The sequence below is a fragment of the Glaciecola sp. KUL10 genome (assembly GCF_003203515.1).
Lineage (GTDB): Bacteria > Pseudomonadota > Gammaproteobacteria > Enterobacterales > Alteromonadaceae > Glaciecola.
In genome coordinates this window covers 284,254-300,000 of the sequence record NZ_BGNG01000001.1, presented here as the reverse complement: position 1 = coordinate 300,000, position 15,747 = coordinate 284,254, and the positions used below count along the sequence as shown (strand labels likewise).

General features: G+C 39.8%; 15 protein-coding genes. 5 read left to right on the top strand and 10 right to left on the bottom strand.

Translation table 11 applies throughout. The annotated features are described in order from the left end of the window. Positions 1–152: 152 nt before the first annotated feature. Both cmoB and cmoA read right to left on the bottom strand, forming a co-directional pair. Positions 153–1,121 (bottom strand): tRNA 5-methoxyuridine(34)/uridine 5-oxyacetic acid(34) synthase CmoB, encoded by a 969-nt coding sequence (gene cmoB, locus KUL10_RS01440; RefSeq protein WP_110427130.1) that lies wholly within the window; start codon positions 1,119–1,121, stop codon positions 153–155. Further along, positions 1,121–1,867, bottom strand: coding sequence for a carboxy-S-adenosyl-L-methionine synthase CmoA (cmoA, locus tag KUL10_RS01435; protein WP_110427129.1), 747 nt, complete (start codon positions 1,865–1,867; stop codon positions 1,121–1,123). The genes cmoB and cmoA overlap by 1 nt, the downstream gene beginning before the upstream one ends. A gap of 102 nt (positions 1,868–1,969) precedes the next feature. Between cmoA and KUL10_RS01430 the strand changes: the two genes are divergently transcribed. Both KUL10_RS01430 and add read left to right on the top strand, forming a co-directional pair. Further along, entirely contained in the window at positions 1,970–2,605 is a 636-nt protein-coding gene (locus tag KUL10_RS01430) for a response regulator transcription factor (protein WP_110427128.1), read from the top strand. Between the two features lie 99 nt (positions 2,606–2,704). After that, positions 2,705–3,733: an adenosine deaminase gene (gene add, locus KUL10_RS01425; RefSeq protein WP_110427127.1), complete on the top strand. Its 1,029-nt coding sequence runs from the start codon at positions 2,705–2,707 to the stop codon at positions 3,731–3,733. Positions 3,734–3,792: 59 nt separating this feature from the next. Here the strand turns inward: add and fadE are convergent, their stop codons facing one another. From fadE to purM, 4 genes are all read right to left on the bottom strand, one after another. Next, positions 3,793–6,267: an acyl-CoA dehydrogenase FadE gene (gene fadE / locus KUL10_RS01420; RefSeq protein ID WP_110427126.1), complete on the bottom strand. Its 2,475-nt coding sequence runs from the start codon at positions 6,265–6,267 to the stop codon at positions 3,793–3,795. Between the two features lie 119 nt (positions 6,268–6,386). Continuing rightward, positions 6,387–7,121, bottom strand: a complete 735-nt coding sequence (locus KUL10_RS01415; RefSeq protein WP_110427125.1) for a DUF3108 domain-containing protein — start codon at positions 7,119–7,121, stop codon at positions 6,387–6,389. Next, complete coding sequence (purN, locus tag KUL10_RS01410) at positions 7,114–7,761, bottom strand: phosphoribosylglycinamide formyltransferase (protein ID WP_110427124.1); 648 nt, start codon at positions 7,759–7,761, stop codon at positions 7,114–7,116. Before purN ends, KUL10_RS01415 begins: the two co-directional genes overlap by 8 nt. Before the next feature lie 12 nt (positions 7,762–7,773). Beyond that, a complete protein-coding gene (gene purM / locus KUL10_RS01405; protein ID WP_110427123.1) occupies positions 7,774–8,817 on the bottom strand; it encodes a phosphoribosylformylglycinamidine cyclo-ligase in 1,044 nt (347 codons plus the stop codon). A 160-nt stretch (positions 8,818–8,977) separates the two neighbouring features. Here purM and KUL10_RS01400 point away from each other — a divergent pair, with 160 nt between their 5' ends. Both KUL10_RS01400 and hda read left to right on the top strand, forming a co-directional pair. Then, a complete protein-coding gene (locus tag KUL10_RS01400) occupies positions 8,978–10,057 on the top strand; it encodes a DUF2066 domain-containing protein (RefSeq protein WP_158525294.1) in 1,080 nt (359 codons plus the stop codon). A 1-nt stretch (position 10,058) separates the two neighbouring features. Next, positions 10,059–10,793: a DnaA regulatory inactivator Hda gene (gene hda, locus KUL10_RS01395; RefSeq protein ID WP_110427121.1), complete on the top strand. Its 735-nt coding sequence runs from the start codon at positions 10,059–10,061 to the stop codon at positions 10,791–10,793. A 45-nt stretch (positions 10,794–10,838) separates the two neighbouring features. Here the strand turns inward: hda and KUL10_RS01390 are convergent, their stop codons facing one another. Genes KUL10_RS01390 through arsC form a run of 3 tightly spaced genes read right to left on the bottom strand, consistent with a single transcriptional unit; the run spans position 10,839 to position 13,637 of the window. Continuing rightward, on the bottom strand, positions 10,839–12,794 hold the full coding sequence (locus KUL10_RS01390; RefSeq protein WP_110427120.1) for a hypothetical protein: 1,956 nt from the start codon (positions 12,792–12,794) through the stop codon (positions 10,839–10,841). A 4-nt stretch (positions 12,795–12,798) separates the two neighbouring features. Then, positions 12,799–13,230, bottom strand: coding sequence for a DUF2069 domain-containing protein (locus tag KUL10_RS01385; protein WP_233499661.1), 432 nt, complete (start codon positions 13,228–13,230; stop codon positions 12,799–12,801). A gap of 53 nt (positions 13,231–13,283) precedes the next feature. Further along, complete coding sequence (arsC, locus tag KUL10_RS01380; protein ID WP_110427119.1) at positions 13,284–13,637, bottom strand: arsenate reductase (glutaredoxin); 354 nt, start codon at positions 13,635–13,637, stop codon at positions 13,284–13,286. A 41-nt stretch (positions 13,638–13,678) separates the two neighbouring features. Here arsC and KUL10_RS01375 point away from each other — a divergent pair, with 41 nt between their 5' ends. Then, positions 13,679–14,164 carry a TlpA disulfide reductase family protein gene (locus tag KUL10_RS01375; protein WP_110427118.1) on the top strand — a complete coding sequence of 162 codons (486 nt, stop codon included), beginning with the start codon at positions 13,679–13,681 and terminating at the stop codon, positions 14,162–14,164. Here KUL10_RS01375 and KUL10_RS01370 read toward each other — a convergent pair. Next, a complete protein-coding gene (locus tag KUL10_RS01370) occupies positions 14,154–15,617 on the bottom strand; it encodes a M48 family metalloprotease (RefSeq protein ID WP_110427117.1) in 1,464 nt (487 codons plus the stop codon). The genes KUL10_RS01375 and KUL10_RS01370 overlap by 11 nt on opposite strands. Positions 15,618–15,747: the final 130 nt, after the last annotated feature.

Below are 15,747 nucleotides of genomic sequence, written 5' to 3'. Positions count from 1 at the left end.
CGCTTTTGCTAAATAAAGTACTAAACACCGACTACTTCAATTCGCAATACTGGGCTATGGCGTTTTGCACTTTATTCTACGTTGCATAAAACATTACTACATCAAGCTTTATGCCAACTAATTGTGCAAACCCAAGGTAACAAGTTGTGTACTTATTTATTTGCAACAAGTGTCGCGCGGAGGGGAGCTGGGTAGCCCTCAATAGTCTTAGTAGTGTCATTACTATCAAGGAAATCAGCAAGTGAATGATTCTCCATCCATAGTGTAGAACGTTGCTCACTAGTTGTTGTGTAATTAAGATCAACAAGCTTTACATTCTTAAAACCGACTCGATTCATCCATAGTGTTAAAGCTTCAACGCTTGGTAAGTACCAAACGTTTCTCATTTGAGCATAACGATCTCTCGGCATCAACACAGTATTTTCGTCTCCTTCAATGACTAATGTTTCTAAGACTAATTCACCACCTTTAGTCAACTGTGATTTTAGCTCCTGCAAAAACTTGATGGGATCTCGCCGGTGATATAAAACGCCCATTGAAAAAACGGTATCAAAACAATTTAACTCGGGTAAGTCCTCTATACCAATGGGAACAAAATGAATGTTATGCTCGGGAATGTATTGTTTAAAAACATGAAATTGATAAAAGAAAAGAGTGGTTGGGTCGATTCCTATGACTTGCTTGGCGCCTTCACCATGCATTCTAAATAAATGATAGCCACTGCCACAGCCAACATCTAAGACGCGCCTCTCCTTGAGATTGCTAATGTGTGGAAGGACTCTTTCCCATTTCCAATCTGAGCGCCACTCTGTGTCTAAATGTATATTGAAAAAGTCATAGGGTCCTTTACGCCATGGCATAAATTGACGTAAGACTTGTTTTGTAAAATCACGCTGTTTTTCAGTTATTTCTTCATCGCTTATAAAGCTGACTGAGTCTTTAAAGTTGACAAGCACCTTATCAAATTTGGGAAGGCGCTTGATTTGCTGTTTCCACTTTTCGGTATTCGAATGGACGTTCTCTAATTCCCAATCTTTAAGTTGTTTTTGTAAAGGGCCTATCCATGTTTCAAGTGGCGTTCCAATTAGCGATGCGTAAAGTGAAGATTTCCAGTTAATCATTAGTCTTTTATAGCCATAAATGAAGCAAAATTTAGTTGTTGAAACCATAAGCTTGACGAACTAAAGCCTGCTCGATGAAAACGCTGATGATGCATTTGTTGTGTATCTAGGAGCATCACCTTTTCCAACGAAGTGCGTTTTTGTGCAATTTCGAGGTCACTGTAACCATTTTTACGTTTGAAATTATGATGCATTTTAATGATGGCGTCGTTTACCCTGTCATCTTCGTGTTTAAGCTTTTCTGACACGATTAACACACCGCCCGGCACAAGTTCTTGATAAAGGCGATTAATGAGTGATTGACGCTTTTCAGGTTCAATAAATTGTAGTGTGAAATTGAGCACAATTAATGAGGCGTTTTTGCATTCAAAATGGTTAATATCACCTTCAACAATCTCCACATTTCTTGCGTAAGAATAAGCTGAGACCTTATCCCTACAACGTTTTACCATCGCATTTGAATTATCAACGCCTATGATATTGATTGGTGTCTCACTTGCTCCTTTTGCAATTGCTAAGGTCACCGCACCCAAAGAGCAGCCCAAGTCATAAACGTTGGTATCAGATTTTGCAAACATCGATGATAGTTCGGCAATACCATTTATAATTTCGTTATATCCTGGCACTGACCGCGTGATCATATCAGGAAAAACATCAACAACTCGTTGATTAAATGAGAATGACTCCACTTTATCTAGTTGATTTGCATATATATTATCAGTTTTAGTTTTGTCTTTTTCTGACATCTTTCTCTAAGTAACTTTTGATGTGGCGATTGATAGGGTATAGTTTACATGGTTGTAAGTTAATAATGCTATAACCCAATAAAAAATTAGGGAATTTTAGAAATGTTGAAGTTTTTAATAGCGGATGATCATCCGTTGTTCAGAGACGCACTAAAAGGTGCACTTCAAAGTGCGTTTAACAGCGTGAGTTTCATTGAGTCTGATTCGCTAGAAACAACAATTTCGGCTTTGCGTGACAATAGAAAGGTTTCTGTTGTGATTCTCGATTTGACCATGCCTGGCTGTGATAACTTTTACGGCCTTCTTCGTGTGCGTGAAAGCTTTCCAAATGTTCCTGTGTTGGTGCTTTCTGCAAGCGATTCTCCAGAGACAGTTTCTCAGGTGATTGCTTTTGGGGCGTCTGGTTTTGTTTCGAAGGCTTCTCCGGTCAGCGAAGTTAAGACTGCGATTGAAATTTGTCTTGGCGGTGGTGAATATATTCCCGAGGAGCTAAAAGACAAAGTATCGAATGTCGACATTGAAGCAAAAGATATCGCTAGCAAGCTAAAAGAGCTTACACCAAAGCAATTTCAAGTACTTCGCCATGTTAAAAATGGCATGATGAACAAACAAATCGCGGACACACTCAATGTGACTGAAGCAACGGTAAAAGCCCATATTGGTGTTATTTTTAAAAAGCTGAATGTTAAGACACGCACCCAAATTGTATTAGCAGTAGAGAAGCTACAATTCGATTAATAATGGTTAATGAATTACCTCATAAAGTAGGTAGTGGGCATAAAAGAAACGTCGCGATGAAGACTTGTAACAGGCGCGATTTTATTGAGTTGAGGTTTTATGTTGTTATCTAATGGTCCGTCAAATCAAATTAAAACTTCGCAAAAATTACCGTTAGTCGACCTCCATCGGCATTTAGATGGGAACATTAATGTTGCCACGATTTGCGCATTAGCAAAGCAGTTTAATGTTTCGCTGCCATCATATAATACAAATGAACTTGCAAAATACTGTCAAATTAACGATCGAACCTCTGACTTATTATCGTTTTTGGCAAAGCTTGACTATGGTGTTTCAGTTCTTGGAGATTACCATGCTTGTGAACGAATCGCGTATGAAAATGTATGTGATGCAGCAGAACAGGGTCTAGACTACGTTGAATTGAGGTTTTCTCCAAACTACATGGCGAAAGCGTTTTCTTTAGATTTGGACAAGGTTGTGGAAGCTGTTATTTTGGGTGTTAAGCGCGGCGTTAGTGAATTAAAGATTGAGGTAAATTTAATCGGGATACTGTCTCGTTCTTATGGCGTTAAAGAGTGCGAAGACGAACTAAATGCAATTTTGAGTTTTCATAAAGATATTGTTGCACTTGATCTTGCCGGTGATGAGCTTAATTATCCTGCGTCATTATTCAAACAACATTTTCAAACAGCGCGTGATAAAGGCCTATTGATAACAGTTCATGCTGGTGAAGCAGATGGCCCCAAAAGTATTTGGCAGGCAATTGACTTACTTGGCGCGCAACGAATCGGTCATGGTGTAGCTGCTGTTCAAGATAAAGCATTAATGGATTATTTAAAGGGAAATAATATTGGGGTTGAGGCCTGCCTTACTTCAAATTATCAAACGGGTACTTATATAGATACTAAGTCGCATCCAATCAACAAATTTATTGAACATGGCATTAGTGTTAGTTTAAATACTGATGATCCTGGGGTTTCAAATATTACGATAAACGATGAATATGCCCTAGCAAAATCAGTAGTAGGTTTGGATGAAACACAAATTTTATATTTAAAAAGATGTGGTTTTGAACAGGCTTTTATGAATGATGAGCAGCGATTAAAGGTATTGAGTGCGATATCTTAATTGAGCTAATTAAACTAAAAAGGGCCACTAATATTAAGTGGCCCTTTTACATTTAATTATCACGCTGCTTTAGGCGCTTTAGCCTTAGTCTTGCTTTTTGACTTTGCTTTAGCGCTAGTTGCCATCACTAACTCTTGCGGATCAAAATCATCAACGTTGATTGTACGAAGACGACCAGCCTCGGCTTCTTTCATCAAGTTGGCTTCTTTTTCAGTAATCACTTCATCAGCTAAGGCTTTTACTGCAAGTGTATCTAAGCCTGTCATAGGAAGTTTTTGCTTATAGAAACGACATATGCGTTCAAAAATTGGCTCCACTGCAATCATATTATCAAGCGTCTGCTCCAAATCCCCCATTAAACTTCCGTCGATGCGGGCCAAGTACTGTCCATCACCAAGTCTCGAACGGGTCGCACCAGGCGTTTGTAGAATGTGCGCTATTTGATGTTCTAATTCATCTGACGGTTTATTAAAACGTTTACCGAAAGGCATAACAATAGCGCGAAGCCCAAAGCCCACTGGCTTGGATGGAAAGTTAGCTAAGAAATCATCTAATGCAATTTCAAGCTTGCTCAAACAGTCTTGCATAGCCCAATGTACGAAAGGCAAGTCATCATGATTTCGGCCTTGTTCATCAAATCGCTTCAATACTGCTGAACCAAGGTACAAGTAACTCAATATATCGCCCAATCGCGCCGATAGGCGTTCGCGACGTTTTAAAGAGCCACCAAGCACCCCCATCGAAATATCGGTTAATACGGCTAGGTTAGCGCTATAACCCTGCATTGCTCGATAATATTTCGCGGTTTGATCTTTAAATGGCGCCGCGCTTAAACGGCCACCAGATAAGCTGAACCACACACTCCTAAAAGTGTTACTGAGCGCAAAACCAATATGACCAAACACAGCGTCATCAAATTTTTCAAGCTGCTCTTGTCTATCATTGATTTGCGCAGCATATATTTCTTTAAGTACAAACGGGTGGCAACGCATAGCGCCTTGACCAAAAATCATCATATTACGAGTCAGTATATTTGCACCTTCTACTGTAATTGAGATAGGCACTCCCTGGTAACCTCTACCTAAATAGTTGTTTGGTCCCAAACAAATACCTTTACCACCATGAACATCCATTGAGTCGTTGACAACGCTGCGCATTTTTTCAGTTAAATGGTACTTACAAATCGCTGAAATAACAGATGGCTTCTCCCCAAGATCGACACCTGCGGTAGAAAAACTAGTAACAGCATCCATTAGGTAAGCGTTTCCGCCTATACGGCCAAGCATTTCTTCGACGCCTTCCATCTGACCAATAGGCAGTCTAAATTGGCGACGAATACGAGAATACGCACCAGTGGCTAGTGCAATTGATTTTGCTCCTCCAGCAGCCGATGAGGGAAGGGTGATAACGCGGCCAACAGATAAGCACTCCATCAGCATGCGCCAGCCTTTTCCTGCCATTTTATCACCACCAATGATATAACTTAATGGCACAAAAATGTCTTGCCCTCTTACGGGACCATTATGGAAAGGTACGTTCAAAGGGAAATGGCGTCGTCCGACATCTAAACCTTCGGTGTCTCTTGGAATTAAAGCACAGGTGATACCTAAATCTTCTGTGTCACCTAATAGGCCATCTGGGTCATATAACTTGAATGCCAACCCAATAACAGTTGCAACAGGTGCGAGTGTTATATATCGTTTGTTGAAGGTGAGGCGCATACCCAATACCTCTTCACCTTTAAACAAACCTTTAGATACAATGCCTTGGTCAGGAATCGACCCAGCGTCTGAGCCTGCCTCAGGGCTTGTCAATGCAAAGCATGGAATTTCATCACCCACTGCTAAGCGTGGTAAATAATAATCCTGTTGTTCTTTTGTGCCGTAATGCTGAAGAAGTTCGCCTGGGCCCAAAGAGTTTGGAACCCCTACCGTGCTCGATAATACAGCACTAACACCGGCAAGTTTTTGCAATACACGAGATTGAGCATATGCTGAAAACTCAAGCCCACCAAAGCGTTTTTCAATGATCATTGCAAAAAACTTATTGTCTTTCAGGTATTGCCAAATCTCATCTGACAAGTCTGCATCAACGTGATTTATTTGCCATTCGTCTACCATTGCGCAAACTTCTTCGCAGGGGCCTTCTAAAAACGCCTTTTCTTCAGGGCTCAGTCTTGGTTGGGCAATTGCATGTAATTTGTTCCAATCTGGTTTCCCACTGAAGATATCACCATCCCACCAAACAGTACCAGCGTCGATGGCCTCTTGCTCGGTTGTTGACATTTCGGGTGAAACTTTCTTATAGAAAGCGAGTAACTTAGAAGATAAAAAATCTTTTCTAAAGGGAACGTACGTAAACGCGAATGCCAGCGCGGCAAAGGCAAGCCATCCTAGGATGCCTATTGAGCCGACAATTGAACCTATTAGCATTACCGTCGCAATCACAACTACACTCGTTTGTGCGCTCAATTGCTTGTAGCTTGTGTATCCGAAAGCGGTTAGTACAATTAAAAACCACATCAAATCTGCCATGATGACTCCTTAAGGTCTGACCAGTGTGTGTAAGGTATAGATACAAATCATAAAAATCAAGCAAGGTAAAAAAAAGAGTATATTTATCCCAATTGATTTATTTACGCAAAAGAAGTGTTTTAGTTTGAAAGTGTAAACGACGCCAATTGAATGTCGCCTTGTTCTTTATTTTCTTTAAATTGCTGCAGTCTGACAAGTGAATAATTTAACGTAGGAGCAAACCAGGCATAGGTCACGCGTTTGTTAGATTCCCTTGCAACTTTGACTTTAATAGCATTAACTGTGCCGAAGGGGAGGCTTAATTGTTCTGTCATCTGCGCGAGAATTTTGTAAGAACGCATTTCACCTCTGTAATTGATGAAGTCATAAGAAAACTCAGTATGACCTTCGGCCAATTGACGAGAAATATCTATTCTAAAAAGCTGATTATCAACATGCTCGACTATATTAACTTTTTTGTTATCACCGATTGTTGCTTTTTTGTTCAAACGATCAAATTCGATGGTTAATTCTTTGTTCGGTCCAGTGCCGGTTCGCTTGTATTCATAGGTTACTGGCGTCAAATTATTTGAATCTGTTAATTGATAAATCGTTTTTTCGTTTCGGTTGTCCGAAAAGAAAAAACGAGAAACTTCTGACTTATATTCTAACTGATAGCTTTTTTGGGGGCCTGCTGTTAACGAAAGGCTTGCAACACCAATATCACTGCCGTGTCTAAACGCGGTATATTTAGAAACAAAAGGTTTAAGCTCGAAGGAAGAGTTTTGCAGTTCTTCTGCTGAAGCTAAAAAGTGAAGAAAGAAGCAAATGACACTTAATAGCTTTAATCCTTTATGCTTTGTCCTTTTAGTCACTTGCGTATCCTTTTTCTTCTAGTCTTTTGTTGTCTAGCATTGCGAACCCGTCTTTCATTTTTAGTCTGCCAGAGCAAAACCATCCGACAACAAGTGGATATATCATGTGTTCTTGGACGACAACTCTCGCTGCAAGTTCAACTGCGTTATCATTATTAAATATCGGCACTTGTGCTCTCAGGATAATTGGACCGCCATCTAACACCGGACTAACAAAATGAACTGACGCTCCGTGCACGTCATCCCCAGCGTCAATCGCACGTTGATGTGTATTTAATCCAGGGTACTTTGGCAACAACGAAGGGTGAATATTAAGCATTTTACCTAAGTACTTATTAACAAAGTCATCGGTTAAAATACGCATAAATCCTGCGAGTACTATTAGTTCAGGAGCAGCCTCATCAATCTTTTTTGATAAGCTTGCTTCAAATTCTTCCCTGGTTTCAAAGGCTTTGTGATCGATACAAATAGCATTTATCCCTGCTTTTTCGGCCCTTTCAAGCGCTAACACATTTGGACGGTTAGAAATTACCATCGAAATTTCAGCGTTGATTTTCCCTGTAGCACAAGCATCTATTAGACTTTGAAGGTTACTGCCACCGCCAGAAACAAGCACAACTACTTTTGTTTTTTGATTCATCTACAAGCAATCCTAGACGATGGTAACGCTATCGCTTTCAGGATTAGCCTTTTCAATAACGCTCCCTAGTTCCCAAGCATGCTCACCCAGGGCATTAAAAGCGTTTACCACATCGCTTGCAATTTCGTTATCGACTGCCAACACTAGGCCAACACCGCAATTGAAGGTGCGATACATTTCATATGTCTCAACGTTACCAGTCGTTTGCAGAAAATCAAAAATCTCAGGCCAATCCCAACTATTCTTATCTATTTTTGCCGACAAGTGTTCGGGTAAAACTCTTGGAATATTTTCCCAAAAACCACCACCAGTAATGTGAGAAATTGCATTAATTTTGTACGACTCAAGTACTTTCAATACCGATTTAACATAAATTCGTGTTGGCTCTAAGAGGTGTTCAGAAATTGTCTTACCAGATAGCGGTTGATTGACATCAACATTACCAACTTCAATAATTTTTCTGATGAGTGAGAAACCATTTGAATGCGGACCAGACGAAGCCAGACCAATTAATTTATCACCTGCTTTAACGTTTGAACCGTCAATAACATCTTCAGCTTCGACTACACCTACACAAAACCCAGCGACATCATAGTCTTCACCTTCGTACATTCCCGGCATTTCGGCTGTTTCGCCGCCGATAAGTGCACAACCAGACATCTCACACCCTTTACCGATACTGCTTACGACTTCAGCGGCAACGTCAATATTTAACTTGCCCGTAGCGTAGTAATCTAAAAAGAATAATGGCTCAGCGCCTTGTACAATAAGATCATTGACACACATGGCGACCAAGTCGATACCAATTCCACTGTGTTGATTACAATCCATCGCTAATCTTAGTTTTGTTCCAACTCCGTCGGTACCTGAAACTAACAAGGGTTGATTGTATTTACTTGGTATCGAACATAACGCACCGAAACCACCTAAATTCCCTTTGACTTCTGGGCGGTGAGTTCTTTTCGTGACCGATTTAATTCGTTCTACTAATTCATTGCCAGCGTCTATATCAACGCCTGCATCTTTGTAACTCAATGAAGTTTTATTATCGGACACTCTTTTTCCTTAGAAATTAAACTGCGCGGATTTTATCAGTTCAAAGAGAAAAATGGGAATCCAATTTAAATAAATTTTAAGAATAAAATTATAAGTGCAATCACACGTGTTTTATTTAACAATATGCGTGTCTTCATTTGTCTATGGAAATTGTTTGATTTTGAGTTTTTTAAAGCACGTTTGTTTTACTTTATATGTTGTGTCAATCGTAACGGCTTCACCTATTTCAGTAGCAAACGAAATACCTCATCTCAACGTTGGGCGAGTACCGATAGACAATCAAAGTACACGCTCGCAATCCATAGCGGGTAAAACTGCATTTGAACAAGTGCTCGTAAAATTAAGCGGCAATAAAAGTATATTAGATAATGACTTAATATCTCGCTCCGCAAGAAACTACCAGCAGTATTTAGTGTCGAGTAGTTTTATTAGTCTCAACGGTAAGCTTGTGTACCAAGCGAGTTTTGCACAAGATAGAATGTTAGAGCTTTTGCAATTTGCAAATGTGCCGGTTTGGGGGAATTTGAGACCCAAAACTACGGTTTGGATCGCACAACAAAGCGAAGCAAATCAGCAAATAAATATCGTTACTCAACTCTCTGAACATCCCTTTGTAGAAAAGGTAAATGACATTGCTTTTTCTAGAGGAATTGATTTATTAATCCCGGTTGGCGATTTAGAAGATAGTGTTAACGTTAGTAAATATGATATTTGGGGATCTTTTGCTGTCAGTATCGCTAATTATTCTGCTAAGTTTGGTAATGAATACACCCTTATAGCGAGAATTTCACTTGGCTTTGATGAGATAAGCTCTGCTGAAGCCTATATTGCTGAATGGACCGTAGTAGGTGATAAGCATATTTATTCTAGTAAAAGCGCAGGTGCAACCGAAGATTTGGCGCTAGACGCGTTACTATCAGATTACACAGACCATCTAGCTTCTCGCCATGCGATTAGTTCAGAACTACTTGCAAACACCCAGCAAATACGAATTGAAGTTATTGGAATTGATACGTTGAGCAAGTATGCACAAGCCATTTCTGCGCTTGAAGGCATTGCAGTGGTTTCAAAAGTGAGTGTAAAAAAACAAACCAAAGAAAGCATGGTTTTTGAATTATCTGTCAATGCTGATACTCAAACACTGGCTTCTGTTTTAAAATTAGATGACCGATTTAGAGAATTTCAAGCTGATGATTTAAGTGTTAGTGATTCAACACGTTATGAATGGGTAGGGCGTTAAATTGCAGTTAGCTTTACCCGTTTGGTTTTCTGAAGACCAAAGTTTTGATTCATTTATCGCAGATGATAACTCGTTAGTCGTTGAATTTTTAACGAGCTTTATCAATGGAGATCAAGAAGGCCTTTCAACAAATAGTATTCCATTTTGTCTCTTACATAGCTTGCAAAGTGCTGGTAAATCACATTTGCTATACGCAAGTTGCCAATATGCGAGTGAAAACAATTCATCCCATGCATATTTTGACCTAAAAATGCTTCATCAATTTCCAGCCAGTGTCATTCTCGAAGCCCAGCAAAAAGACCTCATTTGTATTGATAACATACACGTTGTCAAAGATGATTTGACTTGGCAAATAGCTATCTTCGATTTATTAAATAAAGTAATTGAAAAGAATCAATCTATCGCCAATCCTGAGCATTATTGTAAAGTAATTATTAGTGCAACTCATTCGCCAGCATCAATTGGTTTGAGTTTGCCAGATTTGGTTTCGCGATTATCATGGGGAACAGTTTTTAAATTAGCGCCGCTCAATGATGATAAAAATAAGTTGTTTATGAGACAAAAGCTCGCGGGAAAGGGGCTGGAAGCAAGCGATGAAGTCGTCAACTTCTTAGTAACTAGGCTTAGTCGCAACATGGCAAAGCAAATTGAAATCATTAACCTACTTGACCGTAAGTCACTAGAAAGCAAAAGGAAGCTTACGGTTCCCTTTGTAAAACAGGTACTAAATATATAGCACCTGCATGGAATGAAGTGAATTATGTGTATTATGTGTATCTAATTATTGGCTTGGTAACTTGAACTCGTCTTGATGTAGACCTTGAAGCTCTTGTTCTCTAAACTCTCTAATTTGATCGCTGACTTCGATATTGTTTTGGGTACTACTTGATAAGGCAGACACTGAATTACTGTTTGATTGGCCTAGTACTAAGTTATCAAACCAAGAGAGTGAGGAATTCATTAAAACAGGCGCCGGAAGGCTAGCTTGTATTGCTTCTACATCGCCTACTTCAGGAAGCACATTTTCAACTGCAAATCTTACTCTCGCTTGGATGTCCGCATGATTAAAACGGTCTCGTTGTCCCCAAGAAACGATAAAATTTGGATTGTCTTCTCGCGTAATTAGAGCAACGTCTGCACTTGCATCCAGTCGATACTTCATCATAAAGCGTTCAAAAAGGGTTGCGAAATCTTCTCTCTCATTCAGATAAGAATAAAATGCAGGTGAGATATCTGGTTCAAAAAATGGAATCAAATCATCACCGTTATATGTTTTCTGTACATCATTGGCGTCAACACCAGCAAATCGCACGTCTGCTAACGCATGCATTTCATCAGAGCGCAAAGGAAAAGAACGATCCAAAATGTCTGAGTTTGTCCCGTTCTGCCTAAATTCTGTTAGCGGATCTGAAGACTGCGAGAAGGTATTCCACGTGTTTGGTGGGAAAAAGTCATTTGCGTGGCCCAATTCGTGATACATCAACCACGATATATCAGCCTCTAAGTCTTCAAACGTTCTCATTCCTCTCTGTTCACTTGGGTAAATACCTGCTGGATAATATTCATTGTTTTTAACGTAACGCCAAGGAATGATAAAATTCAAATCATTACCAAAATTCGCTCTAAAGTCGGGCGCTTCGTTTAGCGTATCTCGCTCATTCGGTGTCACCCAAAAGTTATCCGCGTCAAGGTAAATAGCACCAGTTGCAACCCAATAAAACGAGGGGCGCACATCATATGAAATTACAACTGCAGTTACACCTCTAAGCAAATTAAGCATGTCAGGGCCAGCTGCAGAGCTTTCAAGATATTGCTTGAACCGTTCGCCCATCCACTCATGAGACACTAAGGTTCGATCTAAGATATCTTCAATCGTAGGTGTACTGGTAGTCTGGCCTATTAATGGAAGGGTTTCAAATGTACATGTTCGATCCAAAACATTATTGTAAACACAGTCTTCTACCGCGTTTTTAAAAGGAGAATCATCATTAAAAACAAACATGTCAGTGCTAACGACCTGTTGATTATCAGGGAAATAGCCGTTTTCATTTATCACAGTATTATCAATCGTAATGAAGGAGTCATCAGATTGAACCTGTCCACTTGGTGATGTAACCGTTACTCTTATTTGGACGACTCGGTCTCGATCAACCTCAGGCACGTCAAAAAATAAATCATCTTCTTGAGGCGTAAAATCTAAAACTTCAGGGCCAGCAATTTGCTCCCAACTTATAGTGCTTTGTTCTAAATCTAGTGACGAATTAACGCGCAAAGATACGCTTCCTCGTTCCACCACTGAATGATCTAGCCTCACGTTTGCGTTCGCTTGTACAGACTCCGCTGCAGTAAACGAGTGCTCCATTGTGATAGGAGCATTTGCCCCTTCAAGCGTTACTGACGCTCGCAACATATAGTCACCAGCTTGTGGTACATCAAACCCAATTGTTTGTGAGCGATTGGATAGAATTTGTAATGACGGTCCGGAAACTTGAGTCCAGCTAATTGATGCTATTTCTGCATTATCAGCTGTAATCGCAAAGCCAACAGAATCAAAACTCGTTATCGAGCTATCACCATATAAAGATAAGCCTGATTGGCTTGTAAGGGCCTCTAATTCGGCAACATCTGGCGTGGTAACAGGCGGAGGAAGGGGATCTCTTCCTGTATTCTCGGATGAACCAGAACCGCCACATGCAGTTAAAACCATTGTGACAGGTAGTAAAAAAAAGTATTTCATAGCTTCATCCTTCAAATCGTTTTTTCTCTTCGGCCATCACCACGCTAAGTTTTTTTAGACCTATACCAAGCTCCTGCCCACGTAAACGAGCATAAACTGAACAGCCTGTAAATAGCGAAACCGCTAAAGCCAATTCAATAGAGGCGTATAGAATCTGCGATGGTTCTGCATATATGACCGTGATAGCGTGCAAAAAGTACAACAAAACAATAAAACTTGTCCATGCATGGGTGTAAGGTTTTCCTTGCACTATGCCTTTTAATGGAAAGAGAAGTGGCAATATATAAACCAAAAAAATAAAGGTCGTTGAATAATCGCGTATGTTTGACAGACCAAAATACCAAACAGCCATCCAAACGATAAGCGCAACGTGGCTAATCAATGCAAGCCAACGCATTTTTTTCACAAAAGGGCTCATGTTTTGTTTTGCACTCATATCTCAATCTCTTTGTTTGTTACTATAAAGGTTAAGCTGTCTTTTTATGATAATCATGAAGAAAAGAAAGCTGTTAATTTTTCTGGCGGTCTTGCGATTACAGCAGAGTCACCATAAACCACCAGTGGCCTCTCTAATAATTTAGGATATTCAACCAGCGCATCAAAAATTTCATCATTTGTTGATGATTTGCTCAAGCCTGCAAGTTTAAATTCGGTCTCTTTGGGACGAATCATTTCATGGGCTGAAGGAATATTCAAAAGCTCAAAAAGCTGCTTAACTGTCTCTTTGGATAAGCCTAACTTAAGGTATTCTACGACTTGAAAATTTCCTTTACTTTCTAACAAGGCTAATGCTTGTCGACTTTTGCTACATCTTGGATTGTGATAAATCTTAATTTCCGACATTATACTGTTATATCCCGTTAAACTTATTATGAGGTTGTTTCTTGAAAAAATACTTATTAATCACGTTATTGAGTATTGCTGCTATTACTGCTGGCATTTTCCTACGCCAACTTAATGCATACGATTTTACAACTCTGGATGGTTCAAAGCTACAACTCGCCGATCATAAAGGCGAATGGGTAGTCGTAAACTACTTTGCAGAATGGTGTGCACCTTGCCTTCGTGAAATTCCTGAATTAAACAAATTTCAACAACTCACTAAAAATGAATCTATAAGTTTATACGGTATTAGTTTTGATAAGTTGCAAACTCACGAGCTTTCTTTGCTAAAAGACAAATATGACATCAGATACTCACTCATAGATGAAGTCAAATCACCGTTACCTTTTGAGGCCCCACAATATTTGCCAGCCACGTTTTTGTTGCGCCCTGATGGGAGCATTGCCGGGCAGTTATTGGGTGAACAAAAAGCTGAATCACTATTGGAAGCCATTAAAAAGGAGCAATCTAAATTCACTAATTCCTAGTCAAGTTTGCCTGAGCCACTCTAAACTGTTCGATTCTGGCTTTGATTCTTTGTTTTTCCAAGTAATCCCCTTCGACTTGGTTGTAAGCAAACTGCAGTTCATTGATGGCAAGGGGGTACGCTAATATGAGCGCAAAACGTTCGGCACTTGCTTGATGCATTTCCTTTTTTTGTTGAGTCTGAGCGTAGGCATCAATCAACAACGAATAAGATAAGAAATGCTCGTTATCAACTAGTAATAAATCTCTTAAAATTGAAATAGCTTTTTCTTGTTGTTGATTATAAATCAATGCATTTGCCAAATTTAATGCCAGCACCTTGTTTTGTGGCTTTAAAGTCCAAAGAGGCGTAAGAAGCTCAACTGCTCTTCCAGGTTTATTTTGTTTAATGTAGATATCAGTCATGACGTCTAGATAAAATAAATTATCCCTATCGGCACTAAGCAAAGGGCGCAGGGCTTCCTCTGCTTGTCCATATTCTTCTAACTCAAAATAACTAATGGCAATACCATACAAAGCCGCTTGTTTAATTACTTCATTAGTACTTTTATATTGCTGATTGAAATACGCAAGGTTGTTCTCTGGGTTAGACTCGTATCTCGCTTTAATGCGTGCTTTCGCTAGTTGAAAAGGGAGGCTGGTTGGCAGGTAAACATCACGATAAGTAGCCGCTCTGGCTCTTGTTTCTGAGATTCTTGATTCTGGCAAGGGGTGAGTGCGTAAAAATGATGTTTCATTAGCTAATTGGCTCCTAGACTGAGACGCTAGCTTTCCGAAAAAAGCTGGCGCTCCTTTTGGATCAAACCCAGCTCGAGCGAGTATATTGATACCAATATTGTCAGCCTCTTGCTCCATACTTCTCGTGTAGTTGATGCTTGACTGTGCGGAGCTTGCTTGGCCTAAACTTACTGCGGCCATGCCAGCATTAGGGTCTACCATAGCCAATAAAATGCCGCCTATGAGAGAAGCGATCTGCAACGGGGCACTCCTCTGTTGAGCTTGAGCGGCTCTTGCTAAGTGACGTTGGGTAACGTGAGCGACTTCGTGCCCTAGCACAGACGCCAACTCACTTTCTGTGTCTGCCGTTGTTACTAATCCCGAATGAATACCAATATGACCACCATAAAATGCAAATGCATTAATAACTGGGTTATTGATCATAAAAAACTTAAATGGAAACTTTGCATTATCTGCTTGAGAGACAAGGCGGTTACCCAAGTCTTGGATGTACTCCTCCAATACAGGATCGTGAATAATAGGAGCTTGCCCTCGGAGCTGTTTCATCACAATTTTACCAATCTGTACTTCTCTATCTATAGTCAGTACATCTGATGCCACCACGCCTATTTCAGGTAATTGATTTCGATTGTCACTAACACTTTGACTGGTAGCTAATAAGGGGATTGTGGCGCAAATAACTACTATGGCCCACTTAGATAAATTTATTTTAAGCATGTGTTGAGAATATCACCCTAAATTGCCGATAAAACTTGTATACTGCTAATAGACAGGCAGTTTACTGCTTAGTTTCTATTATTTCTTAATATTTATAACATTTTATGTTTAATAACGCATACGAATCATT